Origin of the sequence: Parapusillimonas sp. JC17, from assembly GCF_052180245.1 — a bacterium.
Classification (GTDB): Bacteria; Pseudomonadota; Gammaproteobacteria; order Burkholderiales; family Burkholderiaceae_B; genus Parapusillimonas.
In genome coordinates, this window is the sequence record NZ_CP197474.1 from 2302439 (window position 1) to 2322499 (window position 20061).

At 62.3% G+C, this 20061-nt stretch carries 18 protein-coding genes; 4 read left to right on the forward strand and 14 right to left on the reverse strand.

The features are described 5' to 3' along the window. Nucleotides 1–38 precede the first annotated feature (38 nt). A complete protein-coding gene (locus ACSBPU_RS11095) occupies nt 39–587 on the forward strand; it encodes an NADPH-dependent FMN reductase (RefSeq protein ID WP_442598133.1) in 549 nt (182 codons plus the stop codon). A gap of 118 nt (nt 588–705) precedes the next feature. On the opposite strand, the gene ACSBPU_RS11100 is transcribed toward ACSBPU_RS11095, so the two are convergent. Next, nucleotides 706–1002: an acylphosphatase gene (locus ACSBPU_RS11100; protein WP_442598135.1), complete on the reverse strand. Its 297-nt coding sequence runs from the start codon at nt 1000–1002 to the stop codon at nt 706–708. Between the two features lie 19 nt (nt 1003–1021). After that, nucleotides 1022–2818 (reverse strand): glycoside hydrolase family 15 protein, encoded by a 1797-nt coding sequence (locus ACSBPU_RS11105; RefSeq protein WP_442598137.1) that lies wholly within the window; start codon nt 2816–2818, stop codon nt 1022–1024. A 179-nt stretch (nt 2819–2997) separates the two neighbouring features. On the opposite strand from ACSBPU_RS11105, the gene ACSBPU_RS11110 reads away from it, so the two are divergent. Continuing rightward, entirely contained in the window at nt 2998–3423 is a 426-nt protein-coding gene (locus tag ACSBPU_RS11110; RefSeq protein ID WP_442598139.1) for a universal stress protein, read from the forward strand. 16 nt (nt 3424–3439) lie between these two features. Here ACSBPU_RS11110 and ACSBPU_RS11115 read toward each other — a convergent pair whose 3' ends face one another. The 9 genes from ACSBPU_RS11115 to ACSBPU_RS11155 all read right to left on the reverse strand — a co-directional run bounded on the left by ACSBPU_RS11115 (nt 3440) and on the right by ACSBPU_RS11155 (nt 13946). After that, nucleotides 3440–4621 (reverse strand): PQQ-dependent sugar dehydrogenase, encoded by a 1182-nt coding sequence (locus ACSBPU_RS11115; RefSeq protein ID WP_442598141.1) that lies wholly within the window; start codon nt 4619–4621, stop codon nt 3440–3442. 14 nt (nt 4622–4635) lie between these two features. Further along, a complete protein-coding gene (gene zwf, locus ACSBPU_RS11120; RefSeq protein ID WP_442598143.1) occupies nt 4636–6036 on the reverse strand; it encodes a glucose-6-phosphate dehydrogenase in 1401 nt (466 codons plus the stop codon). Next, complete coding sequence (gene gnd / locus ACSBPU_RS11125) at nt 6036–7061, reverse strand: phosphogluconate dehydrogenase (NAD(+)-dependent, decarboxylating) (RefSeq protein ID WP_442598145.1); 1026 nt, start codon at nt 7059–7061, stop codon at nt 6036–6038. Before gnd ends, zwf begins: the two co-directional genes overlap by 1 nt. A 54-nt stretch (nt 7062–7115) precedes the next feature. Continuing rightward, nucleotides 7116–7880, reverse strand: coding sequence for a slipin family protein (locus ACSBPU_RS11130; RefSeq protein ID WP_442598147.1), 765 nt, complete (start codon nt 7878–7880; stop codon nt 7116–7118). Nucleotides 7881–7909: 29 nt separating this feature from the next. Beyond that, the gene (locus tag ACSBPU_RS11135) at nt 7910–9271 is read right to left on the reverse strand and encodes an NfeD family protein (RefSeq protein WP_442598149.1); all 1362 of its coding nucleotides are present in this window, start codon (nt 9269–9271) and stop codon (nt 7910–7912) included. 67 nt (nt 9272–9338) lie between these two features. Beyond that, complete coding sequence (locus tag ACSBPU_RS11140) at nt 9339–9701, reverse strand: DUF488 domain-containing protein (protein WP_442598151.1); 363 nt, start codon at nt 9699–9701, stop codon at nt 9339–9341. A gap of 12 nt (nt 9702–9713) precedes the next feature. Next, nucleotides 9714–11111 carry a class II fumarate hydratase gene (gene fumC / locus ACSBPU_RS11145; RefSeq protein WP_442598153.1) on the reverse strand — a complete coding sequence of 466 codons (1398 nt, stop codon included), beginning with the start codon at nt 11109–11111 and terminating at the stop codon, nt 9714–9716. Between the two features lie 119 nt (nt 11112–11230). Then, the gene (locus ACSBPU_RS11150) at nt 11231–12271 is read right to left on the reverse strand and encodes a type I glyceraldehyde-3-phosphate dehydrogenase (protein ID WP_442598155.1); all 1041 of its coding nucleotides are present in this window, start codon (nt 12269–12271) and stop codon (nt 11231–11233) included. Between the two features lie 133 nt (nt 12272–12404). Continuing rightward, the gene (locus tag ACSBPU_RS11155; protein WP_442598157.1) at nt 12405–13946 is read right to left on the reverse strand and encodes a CoA-acylating methylmalonate-semialdehyde dehydrogenase; all 1542 of its coding nucleotides are present in this window, start codon (nt 13944–13946) and stop codon (nt 12405–12407) included. Nucleotides 13947–14073: 127 nt separating this feature from the next. Here ACSBPU_RS11155 and ACSBPU_RS11160 point away from each other — a divergent pair, with 127 nt between their 5' ends. Further along, on the forward strand, nt 14074–15006 hold the full coding sequence (locus tag ACSBPU_RS11160; RefSeq protein WP_442598159.1) for a LysR family transcriptional regulator: 933 nt from the start codon (nt 14074–14076) through the stop codon (nt 15004–15006). Nucleotides 15007–15112: 106 nt separating this feature from the next. Here the strand turns inward: ACSBPU_RS11160 and ACSBPU_RS11165 are convergent, their stop codons facing one another. The 3 genes from ACSBPU_RS11165 to ACSBPU_RS11175 form a co-directional block, all read right to left on the reverse strand. Further along, nucleotides 15113–15886: an SDR family oxidoreductase gene (locus tag ACSBPU_RS11165; protein ID WP_442598161.1), complete on the reverse strand. Its 774-nt coding sequence runs from the start codon at nt 15884–15886 to the stop codon at nt 15113–15115. Nucleotides 15887–15901: 15 nt separating this feature from the next. Next, nucleotides 15902–17059: a glycerate kinase gene (locus tag ACSBPU_RS11170; RefSeq protein WP_442598163.1), complete on the reverse strand. Its 1158-nt coding sequence runs from the start codon at nt 17057–17059 to the stop codon at nt 15902–15904. Between the two features lie 62 nt (nt 17060–17121). Continuing rightward, a complete protein-coding gene (locus tag ACSBPU_RS11175) occupies nt 17122–18108 on the reverse strand; it encodes a D-2-hydroxyacid dehydrogenase (protein ID WP_442598165.1) in 987 nt (328 codons plus the stop codon). Nucleotides 18109–18201: 93 nt separating this feature from the next. Here ACSBPU_RS11175 and ACSBPU_RS11180 point away from each other — a divergent pair, with 93 nt between their 5' ends. Continuing rightward, the gene (locus ACSBPU_RS11180; protein WP_442598167.1) at nt 18202–20049 is read left to right on the forward strand and encodes an alpha/beta hydrolase family protein; all 1848 of its coding nucleotides are present in this window, start codon (nt 18202–18204) and stop codon (nt 20047–20049) included. Nucleotides 20050–20061 lie beyond the last annotated feature (12 nt).

Sequence of the window (20061 nt, forward strand, 5' to 3'; positions counted from 1 at the left end):
AGTTGCACAATCGTCCGTCACTTTGCAGGAGCACCCACATGAGCCAGTATCAAATCGCCGTGGTCGTCGGCAGCCTCAGAAAGGATTCCCTCAACCGCAAGCTCGCCCAGGCGCTTACCAAGCTCGCGCCGCCCGAGTTTTCCTTCAAGTACCTGGAAATCGGCGATCTGCCCTTGTACAACCAGGACGACGACAACAACCAGGCACCCAGCGTCAAGCGCCTGAAGGCGGAAATCAGCGCTTCTCAAGGGGTGATTTTCGTCACTGCCGAGTACAACCGATCCATACCCGGTGTATTGAAGAACGCCATCGACAACGCCTCGCGCCCGTATGGCCAAAGCGCCTGGGCTGGAAAGCCGGCGGGCGTCATCGGCACCTCGATCGGTTCCATCGGCTCCGCCCTGGCGCAGCAGCATCTGCGCAATGTACTGGCCTATCTCGACATGCCGACCATGGGTCAGCCCGAAGCGTTCGTCCACTCGAACGACACCCTCTACGGGCCGGACGGAAACCTGAACGAACGCAGCAAGGAGTTCTTGCAAGGCTGGATGAACCAGTATGCGGCGTGGGTAAGAAAACACGCCTGATGGACCTCAAGGGGTCGATCCCCAGGGGTCAAGGGGTCAGACCCCGTATGGGGTCTGACCCCATCGTCTAGACCTGCCCGCAAGGGGTCAGACCCCGTACGGGGTCTGACCCCACCGCCTAGATCTGCTCGAAGCGATCAAACCGCCTTTCGGTCTGCTCTTCTGCATGGTCCACCTCTGCCACCTTGGCGCCTGGCGGCCCCATGTGCAGCCAGGACAACATGCGATCGACCAGGTCATGCCCGCCCTGCAGCAAGGCCTCGACCGAGCCATCGGCATCGTTGCGCACCCAGCCTGTCACGCCCAGCATATGCGCCTGCCGGACCGCCGCCGCCCGGAACCCCACTCCCTGCACGCGGCCGGTGACCCGCACGCGTATCGTTTCCACGTTTTCTGTCTGATGCAACTTCTTCATATCGTTCACTATCCGCTGGTCAGGCATGCGCCCTTTCCTGGGCAGGCGCCTGCACGCGGTGCAAGTTTAATGCGGTATTGATGATGCCCACATGGCTGAAAGCCTGCGGGAAGTTCCCAAGCATGCGCTTATGCAGCGGATCGTATTGCTCGGCCAGCAGGCCCACGTCGTTGCACAGTCCCGCCAGGTGGCCGAACAGCTCGCGCGCATCATCGTCGCGGCCCAACAGCACGTATGCGTCGGCCAGCCAGAAAGAGCAGACCAGGAAAGTGCCTTCGCCGGGCGGCAAGCCGTCAATGCCGTGCTCTGTTTCGTAGCGTAGCAGCAGGCCGTCGCGCATCAGCCGTTTTTCGATCGCCGCGACTGTTCCAACCACCCTGGGATCATCGGGCGGCAGGAAGCCGGTCAACGGGATCTGCAACAGGCTGGCGTCGAGCAGCGTGGAATCATAGGACTGCACGAAACTGTTCATCTCGACATTGAAGCCGCGGCGGCAGACTTCTTCATGTATTTCGTCCGCGATGCGACGGCAATTGCTGGCGAATTCCTGGCCGTTCTCCATGGCGCCGGCCACATGCGCGATGCGGTCGAACGCGACCCAGGACATGACCTTAGAATGCGTGAAGTGCCGTTGGGCTGCCCGAATCTCCCAGATGCCTTCGTCGGGTTCGCGCCAAGCCTTTTCCAGGAAAGGCACGATGACTTCGGCAATCGCTTCAATGCGCGGATGCCGGGGCAGATGGCCTTTGATGGCCTGCGCCATGGCGTCGGCGACTTCCCCGAATACATCGAGCTGAGTCTGGGTGGCGGCTGCGTTGCCGATGCGCACAGGTTGCGAGCCCTCGTAGCCGCATAGCCAGGGAAGTTCGTATTCATGCAGCTGGCGCTCGCCGGCAAGGCCATACATGATCTGCATTTGATCGGGCCGGCCCGCTACCGAGCGGGTCAGCCAATCGCGCCAGGCGCTGGCCTCTTCGAAATAGCCCATGTTCATGAACGCCAGCAGGGTCATGGTGGCATCGCGCAGCCAGCAATACCGGTAATCCCAGTTGCGCTGCCCTCCGATCTGTTCCGGCAGCGAGGTCGTGGCGGCCGCCACGATGCCGCCCGTGGGCAGATAGGTCAAGGCCTTCAAAGTGATCAAGGAGCGCTTGACCAGCGCGGACATGGGTCCGACGTCCGGACACCGGCTGGAAAACTCGTGCCAGAAATAACGGGTCTTGGCCAGCGACGCCTCGGCATCGAAGCCTTCGCCGACGGGTTCGTGCGATGGCTGGTGCATCAGTGTGAACGACTTGCGCTCCCCCGCGTCGACGCTGAAGCGCGCGGTGGAGTGCATGGCTCGCGCCTTGATGGGAGTGGGCGTGCGCAGCACCAGCATGTCCGGCCCCGCCACCGCGGTCAGGGTGAGCGGGTCGTGGCGCTCGACCCACGGTACGGTGCGGCCATAATCGAAGCGCATGACCAGGTCCATATTGAAAGTGACGCGCCCCTTGACGCCCACCACGATACGCACGACGCTGGAATGCCGAAACGTCGAGGGCATGAAGTCGATGAGCTTCGCCTCGCCCTCATCCGTCGTGAAAGTGGTCTCCAGGATCATGGTCCCGTCGAGATATTGGCGCGTCACGCGCCGCACGGACGCTGTCGGTGCGATCTGCCATCGTCCGTTTTCCGGTGTGCCCAGCAGCGCGGCAAAACAGGCCGGGGCATCGAAACGGGGGAAGCACAGCCAATCGATGGCTCCCTCCTTGGACACTAACGCCGCAGTGCGGCAATTGCCTAACAAAGCGTAATCTTCGATTCGGGATGCCATATTCCTCCTGATAATCACAGCGATAAAGGGACGGGCTCGAAGCGTTGATACGATGGTGACACAATTCTTGATTTTGATCAGTACACCGTATACTGTAGCTTCTAATATAAGGCTGCCGTCCGGCTCGCGCCAAACGAGGGGGCAGCCACAGATCAATCGCAACCCATTAAGAGGCTTTAATGAGAAACATCCTAGTTCCCGTAGACGGCTCCGATTCCTCCGTACGCGCAGTCAAGGCCGCCATCCAGGCAATGGCGGATCTCAAAGACTGCAAACTGCACGTCATCACGGTCCATCCGCCCATTGTTTCCGGCAACGTCACACGGTTTTTCTCGGCCGAAGCCATCAATGACTACTACCAGGATGAAGGCCGAAACGCCCTTCTCCCAGCAAAAACCGTGCTCGACGAAGCCGGCGTCAGCTATCAGGACTCGGTCCAGGTGGGCCCTGTTGCCATAACCATCGCCAAATACGCCAAGGATCACGGTTGCGACCTGATCATCATGGGCACGCGCGGCCTGGGCAGCGTAACAGGCATGGTGCTGGGCTCGATCGCGACCAAGGTGCTCAGCCTGGTCGACATCCCCGTCACACTGATCAAGTAGGCACCCGCCCGGCCTGCTATTCCGGCAGGCCTATCCTCAGCAAGCTGCCTTTCGAGTCGTCGGTCAGTACGTAAACATAGCCGTCGGGCCCGACCCTCACATCGCGTATCCGCTCGTTCAGATCCTTCAGCAGGCGTTGCTCGCCGGTCACCTTGTCGCCGTCCAGCGTCAGGCGTATCAGTTCCTGGTCCTTCAGCGCGCCAATGAACAGTGAATGCTTCCAGGCGGGAAACCGGTCGGCATCATAGAAGGCCATGCCTGAAATCGCGGGCGACGCCTTCCAGTAATAAATGGGCGCCTCCATGCCCGCGACTTCCTGCCCCTTCGCCTCCGGAATGGCGAACCCCGAATAGTTGACCCCATATGTTGCTGTCGGCCAGCCATAGTTCTTGCCTGCCTGGGGTATATTGACCTCGTCGCCGCCGCGCGGGCCATGCTCGTGGGTCCAAAGCTGCCCGGTCCACGGATTGAACGCCGCACCTTGCTGGTTGCGATGCCCATATGACCAGATTTCCGGCCGCGCCCCGTCGCGTCCCACAAAAGGATTGTCCTGCGGTACGCGCCCATCGGGAAACAAGCGGACGATCTTGCCTTGGTGCTTGTCCAGGTCCTGAGAGGTCGGCCGCTGGTTGTTTTCGCCCAAGGCGATGAACAAGTGCCCCTGGCGGTCGAACACCAGCCTGGAGCCAAAGTGATGGCCCGACGAGAGCTTGGGCATCTGGCGGAAAATGACTTTGAAATCGCGCAACTGGCGTAAGTCTTGGGAAAGAACGCCGTAACCCGCGGCAGTGCCAGCCCGGCCGTCGTCGCCTTCTTCCGCATAGGTCAGATAGACTCGCCGAGTGTCGTTGAAATCGGGCGGGAGCGCCACGTCCAGCAAGCCGCCTTGCGAACGCGCGAAGACTTTGGGCACGCCCTGGATGGGCTCCGACAGCTTGCCGCCCCGGTCGAGCAAACGCAATGCGCCGGACTTTTCGGTAATCAGGATTCCTTGATCGCCGGGAAGAAAAGCCATGGCCCACGGGTTATGCAGATTCTTGGCGATTTCCTTGACCTCGGCCCGCGCCGATGGCGGCGAGGCCGGGGCAGCTTGTACTTGGGCTGCGCAAGCGGCAGCGGTGGCCAGGCACCCCAGCCCGAAGCCGACGGCAACCTTTCGTGCTGACGCCTGTATGGTCAAAGGGATGTTCGGAATCATGGCGAATACTCCCGTCATTCGTGTGCCGCAGCAGCGGGATTGTGCCAGCCGCCATAGGAAGCGATGAGTTCATCCGCCTTGCGCGGCCCCCAGCTTCCCGGTTCATAAGGCAGGGCTTCAGAGTGATGGTACAGCACTTTATCCAACACGGCCCAGGCCGCCTCGATTGCGTCTTCGCCGGCGAACAGCGACCGATCGCCCGCAATCGCATCGGCCAACAAGCGCGCATAGGGAGACTCTTCGCCGGGATCGGCATCAAGCAGGGACAATTCGAATTGCTCGCCGACGAACTCCTTGCCGGGACGCTTGACGCGCGCCGCCAACGCCAGCGCGGAGCGCGGAGACAGGCGCATCCGTATGTAATTGGACCGTTCGGCATCGGAATGCGCATCCGCGAACAAAGGTTGCGGCGGGGCTTTCAACTGGACCACGACTTCGGCGAAATCCTGGGCCAGGCATTTTCCCGAACGCAAGAACCACGGCACACCGGCCCACCGCCATGAATCGACATAGAGGCGCAGCGCGCAGAAGGTCTCCACGTCGGAGTCGGGCGCCACGTGCGGCGCGTTGCGATAGCCCTCGTACTGCCCACGCACCAGATCGTGGGCCTGCACCGGTCGCATCGCGCGAAAGACCTTCGCCTTTTCGGTGTGAACGGCGGCGTAGCCCCGGTAAGCGGGCGGCTCCATCGCCAGCAGCGCCAGGATCTGGAACAAGTGGTTCTGCACCACATCGCGCAGACAGCCTGCGCTTTCATAGAAGGCACCCCGGTTCCCGACGCCAAAGGTTTCCGAAAGGGTGATCTGGACGCTTTCCACATAGTTGCGATTCCAGATCGGTTCAAGAAAGGAATTGGCAAAGCGGAAATACAGGATGTTCATGATCGCCTCCTTGCCAAGGAAGTGGTCGATCCGGAAAATGGATGCTTCGGGAAACACCGAACACGCAAGCCGGTTCAGCTCGCGAGCCGTTTCCAGGTCCCGGCCGAATGGTTTCTCGACGATGACGCGGGCACCTTCGGCCAAGCCGGAGGCATCCAGCCCCTTGATTACGGTTTCGAACAGCGCCGGCGGGATGGCCAGATAATGCACGGGCCGGACGCTGTTTCCCAACGCCTGCTTCAGCCGCTGAAAGGTAGCGGCCTGCCTGTAATCGCCGTTTACGTAACTGACCCGCTCGCACAGCTGTTCAAGCGCTCGCTCGTCGTGCAGCACCCCGGCCTGCTCCAGGCTGTCGACGATGCGCTGCTTCAGCTGTGCCCGGTCCATTTCGGACGACGCGACGCCCACCACGGGTACATCGAGGGTGCCATCGCGCGCCATTGCATACAAGGCCGGGAAAATCTTTTTGTGCGCCAAATCGCCCGTCATGCCGAAAAGCACCAGGGCATCGGAACGCGCGGGAGTCGTTTCCATCAAGTGACGGGTCCTCCTTTTTTCTTTTCGATATGGCCGCCAAATTGATGCCGCATGGCTGACAGAACGCGATTGGCGTAATCGCCGTTGCCACGCGACTCGAAGCGCGAAAACAGCGCGGCGCTGAGCACGGGCGTGGGCACGCCCTGGTCTACGGCCGCCGCCAGAGCCCAGCGCCCTTCGCCCGAGTCGGAAACATGACCGCTGTAGCCCGCCAGGCCCTGGTCTTCCTGCAGGGCGCGCGCCGTGAGGTCGAGCAGCCAGGAACTGACTACGCTGCCGCGGCGCCAGACCTCGGTGATTTCGGCGATGTCGAAATCGTATTGGTAATGCTCCGGATGGCGCAGCGGTGTCGTCTCGGCATCCTGCTCGCGGTCATGCCGGCCGATGTTGGCGTGACGCAAAATATTGAGGCCCTCGGCGTAGGCGGCCATCATTCCGTATTCGATGCCGTTGTGGATCATCTTCACGAAATGGCCTGCGCCATGCGGACCACAATGCAGATAGCCGTGATCGGCGGTGGTTTCGCGGAGCCGTCCCGCAGTGGCCGCCACTGATTCGGCACCGGGAGACAAGGCCTCGAATACGGGCGCCAGGCGATCGAAGTCGGCGCTTTCCCCTCCAACCATCAGGCAGTATCCGCGCTCGAGCCCGGCCACGCCTCCGCTGGTGCCCACATCCATGTAGTGGATGCCTTTTTCAGCCAGCTCTTTGGCGCGGCGGATGTCGTCATGATAGGAAGAATTGCCGCCATCGATGACGAGATCGTCTTCATCGAGCAGCGGCAGGAGCTCGTGCAACACGGTATCCACGACGGCAGCCGGCACCATCAGCCAGATGGCACGCGGCCTTGCCAGCGCATCCACGAGCCCGGACAGCGTTTCGCAGGGCTGGGCCCCCATGTCCGCCGCCCGCTCCCGCGATGCGGACTGGCTGTCGTGCACCACGCACTGCACGCCGCGACTTTGCAGCCGCTGCACCATGTTGCCGCCCATGCGTCCCAGACCAACCATACCTAACTGCATGCGCATCCCCTGAAAAAAAACCATAATCGTGCCACAAACCCCGCCCGCGACGCATCAAGCATCGGGCTTCTTGTCCAGAAAGGATGAAAGCAGATCCACGGGCACCGGAAACACCAGCGTCGAAGTCTTGTCGCCCGCAACCTGGGTAAGCGTCTGCAGGTACCTGAGCTGGATGGCCAGCGGCTGCGACGCGAGTATCTGGGCAGCTTCCATCAAGGCCTGGGCGGCCTGCTTTTCGCCTTCTGCGTGGATGACCTTGGCGCGCCGCTCGCGTTCCGCCTCGGCCTGGCGGGCGATGGCGCGGACCATGCTTTCATTCAGGTCGATATGCTTGATTTCGACATTGGTGACCTTGATGCCCCAGGAGTCGGTCTGCGCATCCAGGATGTTCTGTACGTCGATGTTGAGCTTCTCGCGTTCGGACAGCATCTCGTCGAGCTCGTGCTTGCCCAGCACGGCGCGCAGCGTGGTCTGCGCAAGCTGGCTCGTCGCTTCGAGATAACGCTCTACCTGTATGATCGCCTTTTCGGGTGCCACGACTCGAAAATAAATGACCGCGTTCACCTTGACCGACACGTTATCCCGGGAAATGACGTCCTGGCTTGGCACATCCATGGTCACCACGCGCAGATCCACCCGCACCATCTGCTGCAGCACCGGTATGACGAACACCAGGCCCGGGCCCTTGACGCTGGTGAACCGGCCCAGGGTGAACACCACCCCGCGCTGATATTCGCGCAGGATCTTGATGGCATTGAACACCACGATGACCAGGACGATGATGACGGCGCTCAGGCCGATATTGAAGCTGTAGTACATGCGTATCCCCTTTTGAGTACTGTCCGGCGTCAGCCGCCCGGACCGGACACCCGCTCGACAGTGAGCAGCAGGCCGTTCATGGAAAGGACCCGTACCTGGTCCCCGACCTGCAAAGGCTGGTCACAGACGACGCGCCAGCTTTCACCGCGGACTTCGGCATATATCGTGCCCCCGCCGACGGCGGTCACCACGCCCGGGAGGCCGGGCATCTGCTCTTTGCCGCTTACGACGCGGTGCCGCCTGACACGAGCCGCGAGCCAGCCCGTGGCGACGATCATGCCGAAGCTGACCAGCGCCACTCCGGCAAGAAACGGCAGGGTCAGGTCATAACCCGGTATGCCGGTGTCCATCAGCAAGAGTCCGCCAAGCACGAAGGCGACGATGCCGCCCACGCCCAGCACCCCGAAGCTGGGCAGGAAGGCTTCGGCGATCATCATCGCCGCGCCTGCGGCCAGGAGCCCCACGCCCGCCCAATTGACGGGCAGCATCTGGAAGGCATACAGCCCGAGCAGCAGGCAGATCAACCCGGCCACGCCGGGCAGCGCCACGCCAGGGCTGGTGAGTTCGAAAAACAGGCCGTAGATGCCGACCATCATCAGCAAGACGGCGATCTGGGGATTGGCAAGCAGGGAAAGAACGCGATTGCGCCAGTCAGGCTCGATGCGTTCGACGCGAGCGCCCTGCGTCTCCAGGGTGATGCTGGCTCCGCCGTCGAGCGTGATGTTCCTGCCGTCCAGTTTCTGAAGCAATTCGGGAATGCAGCCCGCAATCAGGTCGATGACGCCGGCGGACAAGGCTTCCTGGGCCGACATGCTGCGCGCCTCCAGCACGGCTTTCTCGGCGAAGTCTGCGTTGCGGCCCCTCAATTGGGCCAGGCTGCGAATATAGGCCGCCGCATCGTTCGTGACCTTGCTCGTCATTGTGTCGGTGCCGCCCTTCTTCTCGCCGTCCTTGTCCTGTGCCGGCGCGGCGCCGCCGATGGAGACCGGCGAGGCGGCGCCCAGATTGCTGGCGGGCGTCATGGCAGCGACGTGGCTGGCATACAGGATGAAGGTACCGGCGCTTGCCGCCCGCGCGCCGCCCGGGCTGACGAAGGTTGCGATCGGGATGGGCGAAGACAATATCTGGCGGATGATCGAACGCATGGAGCTGTCGAGGCCGCCGGGGGTATCGAGTTCAAGCACCGCCAGCATCGCGCCGTTGTCCTGGGCCTGCTTCAGTCCCCGCTGGATGAAGTCCGCGCTCGCAGGGCTTATGATGCCTTCCACCTTGAGCACCGTGACGAGGCCTCCTGCCGAACTGGCGGGATGCGGAATCATGGCGATGAAAAGACCGGTCAACGCGGCAAGCCAGAACCCGAAGAACCGGCGCATGCAGTACGAAACGCTCATGGTGCCCCCTGGTGAGGCGCGCAGCAAGGCGCTTGCCCGAGCCGCCACGCCGAACGTGAAGCTATGGTCAGTATAGACCGTTCAGCTCGTCCGCGAGGATCAATGCGTGATTATGCTTGTCGTCCTTGGCCGCATACAGCAATGTGATCTTCTTCTTGCCGGCCGCATGGATCAGGTCTTTCATGCGGGCACGCTGCTCGGGCGTGCGCAGCTCGGTTTGGTATCCGTCACGGAAGCGGTCCCAGTGCTCTGCCTTGTGGCAGAACCATTTGCGCAATTCCGGGCTGGGCGCCAGGTCCTTGAGCCAGGCATCATGGCCAAGCTCTTCCTTCGTGATGCCGCGGGGCCACAGCCGATCGATCAGCACCCTATATCCGTCGCCCCGCTGAGGGGCATCATAGACCCGCTTGATCTGTACGTGCTGTGGCATGGCCCGCCCTCCTTAGCCGGAATGCGTCATCTCGATGGGATTGATCCATTCATCATACTGCTCCGCCGTCACATGGCCCAGCGCCAGCGCCGCCTCGCGCAGGGTGCTTCCTTCCTTCTGGGCCTTCTTTGCAATGGCGGCGGCCTTGTCGTAGCCGATGTGCCGGTTCAAGGCGGTGACGAGCATCAGGTTTCGGTCGAGGTTCTCGGCGATGCGCTCGCGGTTCGGTTCGATGCCCACCGCGCAGTGGTCATTGAATGCCAGGCAGGCATCGCTGATGAGCTCTATGCTTTCCAGTACATTGTGAACCATGACCGGCTTGTAGACGTTCAGCTGGAAATTCCCTTGCGAGCCCGCGAACGCGACGGCGGCATCGTTGCCGAATACCTGGACGCACACCATGGTCATGGCTTCGCACTGCGTCGGATTGACTTTGCCCGGCATGATGGAGGATCCGGGCTCGTTATCCGGGATGATGAGCTCGCCCAGGCCGCAGCGCGGGCCGCTGGCCAGCCAGCGCACATCGTTCGCCATTTTCATGAGCGCGCCCGCAAGCGTGCGCAAGGATGCGGATAGATTCACGAGCGCATCGTGAGCGGACAAGGCGAAGAATTTGTTCTCGGCCGACTCGAAGGGCAGTCCGGTGATGTCGGAGATCTTTTGCGCCGCAAGCCCGCCGAATCGCGGATGCGCATTCAGGCCGGTGCCGACCGCAGTGCCGCCTATGGCCAGGCTGTATATGCCCGGCAGGTCGGCCTGGACAGCTTCGAGCGCGAAGTCGATCTGAGCCACCCAGGCGCCGATTTCCTGACCCAGCGTAATGGGGGTCGCATCCTGCAAGTGGGTGCGCCCGGTCTTGACGACGTCCTGGTAAGCCTCTGCCTTGGCGGCGAGCGTATCGCGCAAAGCGCGCACTGCGGGGAAAAAACGCCTGGCAAGCTGCTGCGCAACCGCGATGTGCATGGCGGTCGGGAAGGTGTCGTTCGAGGATTGGCCGCGGTTCACGTGGTCGTTGGGATGCACGGGCTTCTTGCTGCCCTTGTTGCCGCCCGAGAGTTCGATGGCCCGGTTCGAAATGACTTCGTTCGCATTCATGTTCGACTGAGTGCCCGAGCCGGTCTGGAAAACGACGAGCGGGAATTCGTCGTTCAGCTTGCCGCTGATCACGTCGTCCGCGGCCCAGACGATCAGGTCGGCGATCTCGCCGGGCAGCTCGCCCAGCTCTGCATTGGCTTGTGCCGCCGCCTTCTTCAGGATGCCCAGCGCCGAAATGACGGGCTCCTGCCACTTGAAGCGCGATACGCCAATGGGAAAATTCTGGATGGACCGCTGCGTTTGCGCACCCCAATAGTGTTGGGCGGGAACCTCGATCTCTCCCATGGAGTCGGATTCGATGCGGCTGGCTGTCATGACATGCTCCTTTCTGTTTGCACAATGGTTAGGCCCTGTTAACGCTTGCTTGAAGCGCTGGTGGACAGGCATCGCAATGGCTGGGCAGAGGCAAGAACAAACGAATCATTGGAACCGCCCTATCGGCCTGTATCCGATATTCGATCGGACCATGCCTTGGCAACGTCCAGCATGCGGTTGGCGAATCCCCATTCGTTGTCGAACCATACGAACAGGTTCGCGAATCCATCGCCGTTCGTCCGGGTCTGGCTGCCGTCGACGATGGCCGAATGGGCATTGTGATTGAAATCGACGGACGCGTGCGGATGGAAAGAATACGACATCAGGCCCGGATACCGGTTCGTTGCCTCCATCATCAGGGCATTGATATCCTGCACGGAGACATCGCGCCCGAGCTTGACCATGAGATCGATGGCCGAGACGTTCAGAATGGGTACCCGGATGGCCTTGGCCTGCACCTTGCCGTGGAGTTGCGGCAGAAGGCGCTCGACCCCTTGCGCCAGCCCCGTTTCCACGGGAATGATGGATTGCATTGCGGACCGTGTCCGGCGCAGGTCGGTGTGGTGATAGCCGTCTATCATGGGCTGGTCGTTCATGACCGAGTGCAGCGTGGTCAAGAATGCATGCACCACGCCGAACTCCTCGTCGAGCTCGGCAAGAACCGGCACGATGGCGTTCGTGGTGCACGAGGCATTCGACACGATGCGCTCCGATCCTTCCAGGCCTTGCTCGTTGATGCCGTAAACCACGGTGTAGTCCACATCGGCCGCGCTGTTGCCCGGATGGGACACCAGAACCCGTGGGCAGCCCGCGTCCAGAAACTTCTGAATCTGCGTGCGCGAGCCGTACTGGCCGGAGCATTCAAGCAGCATGTCTATGCCAAGGCCCGCCCAGTCGACGCCGTCGGGATCACGGCTGTGGCTGACGCGGATATTGCGGCCGTTCACGATCAGATCGTTGCCGGCGCGCTCGACCTGGCCTGGGAAAACGCCATGCGTGGAATCGAACTGCGTCAGGTAAGCCATGGTCGCCAGGTCGGCGGGCTCGTTGATGGCGACCACCAGGAAGCTGTCCTTGAGTGCCGATTCCTGCAAAGCCCGCAAGACACAACGGCCGATGCGGCCGTAGCCGTTGATCGCCAAACGTAAAGGAAGCTTCATGACCCGCTCAAACCCGTAGAAAGAATGACAATACTGCAACTGTACTACGGTTCAAGGGTCAGACCCCGTGCGGGGTCTGACCCTCAAGCAAAAGCCGGGGTCTGACCCTGTACAGGGTCTGACCCCTATCCGCCTACGACATGGTCGGCATGACGAATTCATTGCCTTTGGTGATGTCTTCGGGCCAGCGCTGCATGACCGACTTCTGCTTGGTATAGAAGCGCACGCCTTCTTCGCCGTAGGAATGCGTATCGCCGAACAGGCTGCGCTTCCAGCCGCCGAAGCCATGCCATGCCATCGGAACCGGAATGGGCACGTTGATGCCCACCATGCCGACCTGTATGCGACGCGAGAACTCGCGCGCGGTATGGCCATCGCTGGTGAAGCACGATACGCCGTTGCCGAATTCGTGGCGATTGACCAGGTCGACCGCTTCGCCCAAGTCGTTGACGTGGACGCAGGCCAGGACCGGCCCGAAGATTTCCTCTTTGTAGATGCGCATGTCGGGCGTCACGTTGTCGAACAGCGTACCGCCGACATAGAAACCGTTCTCGTTGCCCGGCACCGTGAAGCTGCGGCCGTCCACCAGCAGCTCGGCGCCTTCCTCGACGCCGATGCCGATGTAGTTCTCGATGCGCTGCTGGGCCTCCTTGGTGACGACCGGGCCCATTTCGGCATCCAGGTACATGCCGTCCTTGACCTTGAGCGTCTTGGCGCGCTCGATCAACGCCGGAATGATCTTCTTGCCGACATCGCCCACCAGAACCGCGACGGAAATCGCCATGCAGCGCTCGCCGGCCGATCCGTAGGCCGCGCCAACCAGCGCGTCGATCGTGCGTTCGATGTTGGCGTCGGGCATGATGACCATATGGTTCTTTGCGCCGCCCAGGGCCTGTACGCGCTTGCCGAAATGGGCGCCGCGTTCGTAGATGTATTGCGCAATGGGCGTCGAGCCCACGAAGCTCAATGCCGCGACGTCCTGGTGTTCGAGCAGCGCATCCACCACCGTCTTGTCGCCCTGGACCACGTTGAAGACGCCGTCCGGCAAACCGGCCTCCTTGAGCAGCCTGGCCATGAACAGCGCGGCGCTGGGGTCACGCTCGCTGGGCTTCAGGATGAAGGTGTTGCCCGCAGCGATGGCGACAGGGAACATCCAGCAGGGAACCATGCAGGGAAAGTTGAAGGGCGTGATGCCGGCCACCACGCCCAGGGGCTGGCGCATGGTCCAGTTATCGATGCCGTTGGATACCTGTTCGGTGAAATCGCCCTTGAGCAACTGAGGAATGCCGCAGGCGAATTCAATGATGTCGATGCCCCGGGCCACTTCCCCTTGCGCGTCCGTGAAGACCTTGCCGTGCTCGGCCGTGATCATGGCGGCGAGCTCGTCGGTGTGCTGGTTCATGAGAGCGAGAAAACGGTTCAGGATGCGCGAACGCCGCAGCGGGGGCGTGTCGGCCCAGGCCGGCGCCGCCGCCTTGGCCGCGGCTACGGCGGTATTGACGTCTTCGACGGTGGACAGCACCACGTGGCGGGAGACCTGGCCGGTGGACGGGTTGTACACGGCCTGCTTGCGCTGGCTGCCGCTTTCAGCCACTTGGCCGTTGATGAAGTTGACCACGTCGCCGCTGTCGACGTAGGCGGGCTGCGAACTGAGCACGCTGGCCGAGTCTTTCATTGCTATCTCCTTGATGTGCTGGATGGAATGCAAAAAAGTATAGGCATCGCCGGTCTCCATCACAAGAGCGTATTTATTGATTCATTGTTTAAAATACTGAACAATCAATCCGGGATGGGAGCGCGGCATGAACGAATATAAGAAAGAAATGATGTGGTCGCACATCTACTGGCTGAGCATGCTCGGCAGCGCGGGCAGCTACACGGCGGCCGCCAAGCGCCTGGGCGTCAGCAAGGGGGCCGTGAGCCAGCGCATCGCCGAGCTCGAGCAGGCATCGGGCATCGCCCTTGTGCAGCGCACGACCCGCAGCGTGCGGCTGACCGACGCTGGGCAGGCCCTGGTTGACAACACTCGTCACGCCTATGCCTCCATCGAGCAAGGCTTCGACAGCATACGCGACCTTGCACAGATGCCCCGCGGCGCGGTGCGGGTCACGGCGCCGGTGGCGCTGGGGCGTCAGAAGATCATCCCGTTGATCGGGCAGTTTCTTGAGGAGTGTCCCGAAGTCCGGATCGAAATCGAGCTCTCGGACCATGTCAGCTCGCTGGCTCAGGAAGGCTTCGACCTGGCCATACGGCACACCAGCACCGTGCCCGAAACGCATGTCGCATGGCTGCTGCGCCCTTCCGAGACCCTGCTGGTGGCGACACCCGCATACTTGGCAAGGCACGGCAAGCCGCGCAAGCCCGAGGACCTTTCTCGGCACAACTGCCTGTACTACCTGCGTTCCGCAGCGTCGCCGGCCTGGAGTTTCGCGCCGCTGCGCCGCAAGGGAGACCGGCAAAGCGTTGCCATCAAGGGAAACTTCTGTGCCAACAACAGCGAAGCATTGCGCGAAGTGGTCATGGCAAACCAAGGCATCGCGCTCCTGCCCGACTTCAGCGCCGGCGAAGACCTGCAGGCCGGCCGCCTGGTGCAGCTCCTGCCGCAATGGAAGCCGGTGGGCGTGTTTGGCGACGCCATCTATGCGATACGCCCGTATAGCGCCTATGTGCCCAGGGCGGTGACGGCCTTCGTGCAATACCTGAAGGCCAAGGGTCAGACCCCAAATGGGGTCTGACCCTGCCGCATCGGCTGGGGGCGCTGATCGGGGTCTGACCCCGCTACGTCGGCTGGAGGCGTTGATTGGGGGTCAGACCCCGTACGGGGTCTGACCCCTCAACTCTTCAAAAAGTCACTGAAAAGCCGCCGTCGACAACGAGGATGTGGCCGTTCACGTAAGAAGCCGATGGCGACGCCAGGAACACCGCGGCACCGGCGATTTCGTCGGGACGCGCCCACCGGCCGAGCGGATTGCGGCCGACCACCACCGGCCCCTTGACCGGATCCGCTGCCAGGGCGGCATTGGTCTCTGTGGCGAATGTACCCGGGGCGATGCCATTGCTGGTGATGCCCTGCCCGCCATACTCCACCGCCAGCGCACGCACCAGCCCTGCAAGGCCCTGCTTGGCGACGGGATAGATGGCGTCTCCGGCCCGGGCCAGTTCGCCCGCGATCGAGGTAAGCGTAAGAATGCGCCCCGCCCTGCCCGCCGTCACCATTGCCTGGGCGGCCAGGCGCGACAACTCGACCGCTGCGATCAAGTCGATGTTGATCAGCTGCACGACATCGTCGAGCGTTGCCTCGGACATCGGCTTGCGGATACGGATACCGACATTGTTCACGAGGATATCGGGCACACCCGTGCTCTGGCACAACCGGGCGTAGCGTTGCTCCAGCCCACGGACGTCGGCCAGATCGTGGACGAACGCCTCTGCCTGGCCGCCTTCGTCCCTGAGCATGGCGACGACCTCGGCCGCGCGTTCGGCATGGCGGCTGTTGATGATGACCTGGGCACCCGATGCCGCATAGGCGCGTGCGATCACCAGGCCCAGCCCTTGCGTGGAACCCGTGATCAGCGCGGTCTTGTCTTCAAGGGAAAAATCAGGAGTCTTGAGCATGGAAACCCCGCCGCCTCAATGGGAAGCCTGATCCGGACGGCCGGCGCGCCCCGCCAGCCATGCGCGCATGCAGTCGCCCGCCCTCTGACGCAGGAAGGGCCCGGCATTCCTGCATGCATCGTCCAGGGTCACGGGCCCGGGGGCAATGCTGAAAGCCGCGGTGATGCCCGCCTGGTAGAGCCGCTCGTATCCGTCGCCCAGCGAGCCCGCCAGCGCGAAAACGGGTATGTTCTCTTTCTTCGCGTAGCGGGCAACGCCTGCGGGCGTCTTGCCCAGCAAAGTCTGGGCGTCCATGCGGCCTTCCCCGGTAAACACCAGCTCCGCACCCTTGAGCGCCGCCTCAAGGCCCGACAGCTCGGCCACCAGCTCTACACCCGGCCGGAAGCTCGCGGTGAAGCATGCCTTGACGGCAAAGCCCAGCCCCCCGGCGGCACCCATGCCCGGCGTATCGCGCTCGTCGCGGCCGAATTGATGCGCGCACACGTCGGCAAAGCGCGCGATGGCCGCATCCAGCACTGCGACATCTTGCGGACTCGCGCCTTTCTGCGGCCCGAAGATCGCGGATGCGCCGCGCCGTCCGCACAAAGGATTGTCCACGTCGACGGCCAGCTCGAATACCGCCTCTTGCAAGCGGGGATCGACATGCCGCAAGCAAAGGCGGTCCAGCGAGGCGAGCGCCGCGCCGCCGGGTGGGAGCTCGTTGCCTTCGGCATCCAGCAGCCGGACGCCCAGGGCCTGCAGCAGGCCGGCTCCGGCATCGTTGGTCGCACTGCCGCCCAGGCCGATGACAATGTGGCGAGCGCCGCCGTCGAGTGCATTGGAGATCAACTGGCCGACGCCGTAGGTGCCGGCGTGGAGCGGCTTGCGTTCCGCAGGGGAGATCTGCTCCAGGCCCGCGGCGGATGCCATCTCGATGAACGCCTTGCCCTGGCCCAGCCACGCCCAGCTCGCCTGCGTGGGCTCGCCGTTGGCGTTTCGGACCTTGAGTTCTCGCCGTTCGCCGCCCGTCGCCGCCAGCACAGCGTCGAGCGAACCTTCGCCGCCGTCCGCCATGGGCACGCACACGATATCCGCGCGGGGCGCCGCATCGCGCACGCCGTCGGCAATGGCCGCGGCAACCCCCGTGGCACTAAGGCTTTCCTTGAATGAGTCCGGAGCTATCACAACTCGCATGAATGGCAACCTGATATGAAAAAGATGATGCCGGCACGACTACTGCGCCGCGTGGTTGAGAGTCAGGCGGCACGCGCCGCCGGCTTGACGACGTTGCGCGGCTCTCCGGCCTGGAAAGCATCGATGTTGTCGATCAGTTGATCCGCCAACCCCTGGATGGCTTCCTGGCTCGCCCACGCGACATGCGGAGTCAGGATGAAATTGGGCAGATCGAGAAGCTGCATCAGGGGGTGGTCGGCAGGCGGCGGCTCGGGCGTTGCGACGTCGAACCCCGCCCCGCCCAATACGCCCGCACGCATGGCGCGGACCAGGGCCTCGTCATTGACCAGCCCGCCGCGTGCGGTGTTGATCAACAGCGGCTTGCGCGTCATGAGCCGGAATTCCGCGTCACCGATCAGATCGCGCGTCTGGGCATTCAGCGGGCAATGCAAGGTGATGACGTCGCTTTCCGCGAGCAATTGCTCGAAGGGTGTGTACAAGCTCCCCGGACGCTCCGCACCCTTGCGTCCCGCGAACAATACCCGCATGCCCAGCGCCCTGCCGATGGCCGCGACCGACTGCCCAAGCACGCCTTCGCCGATGATGCCGAGCGTGGAACCGGCAAGGTCCTTGATGGGATAGTCGAAATAACAGAACTGCTGCGCCTCTTGCCACCGGCCCGCCTTGACCGACTCGCGGTAGGCGACGATGCTGCGCCGCAACGCAAAAATAAGGGCAAAAGTGTGCTCGGGCACCGTGTTGACGGCGTAGCGACGTATGTTGGACACCACCACGCCCTTGCGTTCGCAGGCTTCCAGGTCCACGTTGTCGGTGCCGGTCGCCGCCACGGCAACCATCTTCAGCCGCTGGGCCTGTTCGATGGCTTCCCGCCTGACGGGCACCTTGTTGACGATGACGATGTCGGCCCCTGCAATGCGCTCGGCCACTTCCTCGGGACGGGTACGCGCGTATACCTTGAGTTCATGCGGAAACGAGGGGTTGCGCAAGACCGTTTCCGGCGAAATGGTATCGCGATCGAGGAAGACGACTTGCAGTACTTGCGCGGCCATATGCTTTTCCTTCTGAGGTCCGGTTGGGGGGAGAATCAAATCCGATATAGTAATGGGATTGCCGAGCACACAGGTTATACAGGATTACATTGCATGCAGCCAGAAAAATTCCCGGTCCAGGACTTCTTCCGCAATCCCGATCGCGGGTTCTTTCGCCTATCCGACGACGGGGCATTGCTGGGTTATATGGAACCGGCGGCCATCGACGGCCGGCCGGCCCGCATGAACGTATTCGTCCAGTCCCTTGATGGCAGCGCACCCGTGGGCAAGCCTCGGCGCCTCACCGCCGAAGTCGACCGCGACATCGCCCAATACTTCTGGAAAGGCTCGGACACCGTCATCTACGAAAAGGACTTCAACGGCGACGAAAACTTCCATGTGCTGGCCGTCGACGCCGTCAGCGGCAAGATCACCGATCTCACTCCTTTCCCTGGCGTACGGGCCGACATTCAGGACGATCTGCCGGACGACCCCGACCATCTGCTGATCAGCCATAACGGGCGCAATCCCGAGATCTTCGACGTCTATCGCGCCAATATCCGCAGCGGCGAACTGACGCTCGTCGCGGAAAATCCGGGCAATATCGTGGGATGGCAGACCGACCACCAGGGGCGGGTAAGGATCGGAATCGCCAGCGACGGCCTGCACACCAAGCTGCTGTATCGCGAGAACGAGTCGGACGACTTCCGCCCGCTGATCAGCACCGATTTCCGCACTGTCGTCAGCCCCCAGTTCTTTACTTTCGACGATCAGCGCCTGTATGCGCTGAGCAACCGCAACCGGGACTGCCTGGCGCTGGTTGTCATCGATCCGGAGAACCCGGAAGACGAACAACTCGTCTACGAAGTGGCCGACCATGACCTGGACGCAGCGGGATACTCCAGGTTGCGACAGGTCTTGACCGTCGTGGCCTACCAGACCGACAAGCCCAAATACCATTTCTTCGACGAGCTCAGCGCACAGCGACATGCGCAAGTTTCAGAAAAGCTGCCGGGCTACGAGATCGCCTTCCAAAGCGGTACGCGCGATGAGAACAAATTCATCGTGGCCACCTACAATGACCGCAGCCCGGGCAGCCGCTACCTGTACGATGCGGTACGTGACACGCTGGACAAACTGGCCGACATCAATCCCTATCTTCCTGAAGACGCGATGGCACCGGTACGGCCCATCCAGTACGTCTCGCGAGACGGCTTGACCATACACGGATACCTCACTCTTCCCTTGGGCAAACCCGCCACCGGCCTGCCCTGCATCGTCAATCCGCATGGCGGCCCATGGGCGCGCGATAGCTGGGGATTCAATCCCGAAGCGCAGTTTCTCGCCAATCGGGGATACTGCGTGCTGCAGATGAACTTTCGCGGATCCACGGGCTACGGCCGGAAATTCTGGGAGGCCAGCTTCGGCCAATGGGGCCTGCGCATGCAGGACGACATCACCGACGGCGTCCAATGGCTGATCGAAGAAGGCATCGCCGATCCCGACCGCATTGCGATCTACGGAGGCAGCTACGGCGGATACGCCACGCTGGCGGGCATCACTTATACCCCCGACCTGTACGCCGCCGCGGTCGACTACGTTGGCGTATCGAACCTGCTCACCTTCATGAATACCATTCCGCCGTACTGGAAGCCCATGCTGGTCAAGATGCACAGCATGGTGGGCGACCCCGACACCGACCGCACACGCCTCGAGGCCACGTCGCCCGCCCTGAACGCCGACCGCATCAAGACACCGCTGTTCATTGCCCAAGGCGCGCACGATCCCAGGGTCAACAAGGACGAAAGCGATCAAATGGTGAAAGCGCTGCGCGACCGCGGTGTCGAGGTCGAATACATGGTCAAGGACAACGAAGGCCACGGTTTTCACAACGATGAAAACAAATTCGAGTTTTATGAGCGCATGGAGCGCTTTTTGGCACAGCATCTACCACAAGCCTGATGGAGAAAACAC

Excerpts from the sequence above, each read along its gene's own strand:
- ACSBPU_RS11140 (WP_442598151.1), bottom strand. The coding sequence starts at position 9,701 with ATGCCACAGCACGTACAGATCAAGCGGGTCTATGATGCCCCTCAGCGG.
- ACSBPU_RS11115 (WP_442598141.1), bottom strand. The coding sequence starts at position 4,621 with ATGATTCCGAACATCCCTTTGACCATACAGGCGTCAGCACGAAAGGTT.
- ACSBPU_RS11095 (WP_442598133.1), top strand. The coding sequence starts at position 39 with ATGAGCCAGTATCAAATCGCCGTGGTCGTCGGCAGCCTCAGAAAGGAT.
- ACSBPU_RS11150 (WP_442598155.1), bottom strand. The coding sequence starts at position 12,271 with ATGAAGCTTCCTTTACGTTTGGCGATCAACGGCTACGGCCGCATCGGC.
- ACSBPU_RS11165 (WP_442598161.1), bottom strand. The coding sequence starts at position 15,886 with ATGCTCAAGACTCCTGATTTTTCCCTTGAAGACAAGACCGCGCTGATC.
- ACSBPU_RS11170 (WP_442598163.1), bottom strand. The coding sequence starts at position 17,059 with ATGCGAGTTGTGATAGCTCCGGACTCATTCAAGGAAAGCCTTAGTGCC.
- ACSBPU_RS11160 (WP_442598159.1), top strand. The coding sequence starts at position 14,074 with ATGAACGAATATAAGAAAGAAATGATGTGGTCGCACATCTACTGGCTG.
- zwf (WP_442598143.1), bottom strand. The coding sequence starts at position 6,036 with ATGGAAACGACTCCCGCGCGTTCCGATGCCCTGGTGCTTTTCGGCATG.
- ACSBPU_RS11105 (WP_442598137.1), bottom strand. The coding sequence starts at position 2,818 with ATGGCATCCCGAATCGAAGATTACGCTTTGTTAGGCAATTGCCGCACT.
- ACSBPU_RS11110 (WP_442598139.1), top strand. The coding sequence starts at position 2,998 with ATGAGAAACATCCTAGTTCCCGTAGACGGCTCCGATTCCTCCGTACGC.
- ACSBPU_RS11100 (WP_442598135.1), bottom strand. The coding sequence starts at position 1,002 with ATGAAGAAGTTGCATCAGACAGAAAACGTGGAAACGATACGCGTGCGG.
- gnd (WP_442598145.1), bottom strand. The coding sequence starts at position 7,061 with ATGCAGTTAGGTATGGTTGGTCTGGGACGCATGGGCGGCAACATGGTG.
- fumC (WP_442598153.1), bottom strand. The coding sequence starts at position 11,111 with ATGACAGCCAGCCGCATCGAATCCGACTCCATGGGAGAGATCGAGGTT.
- ACSBPU_RS11175 (WP_442598165.1), bottom strand. The coding sequence starts at position 18,108 with ATGGCCGCGCAAGTACTGCAAGTCGTCTTCCTCGATCGCGATACCATT.
- ACSBPU_RS11130 (WP_442598147.1), bottom strand. The coding sequence starts at position 7,880 with ATGTACTACAGCTTCAATATCGGCCTGAGCGCCGTCATCATCGTCCTG.
- ACSBPU_RS11135 (WP_442598149.1), bottom strand. The coding sequence starts at position 9,271 with ATGAGCGTTTCGTACTGCATGCGCCGGTTCTTCGGGTTCTGGCTTGCC.
- ACSBPU_RS11155 (WP_442598157.1), bottom strand. The coding sequence starts at position 13,946 with ATGAAAGACTCGGCCAGCGTGCTCAGTTCGCAGCCCGCCTACGTCGAC.
- ACSBPU_RS11180 (WP_442598167.1), top strand. The coding sequence starts at position 18,202 with ATGCAGCCAGAAAAATTCCCGGTCCAGGACTTCTTCCGCAATCCCGAT.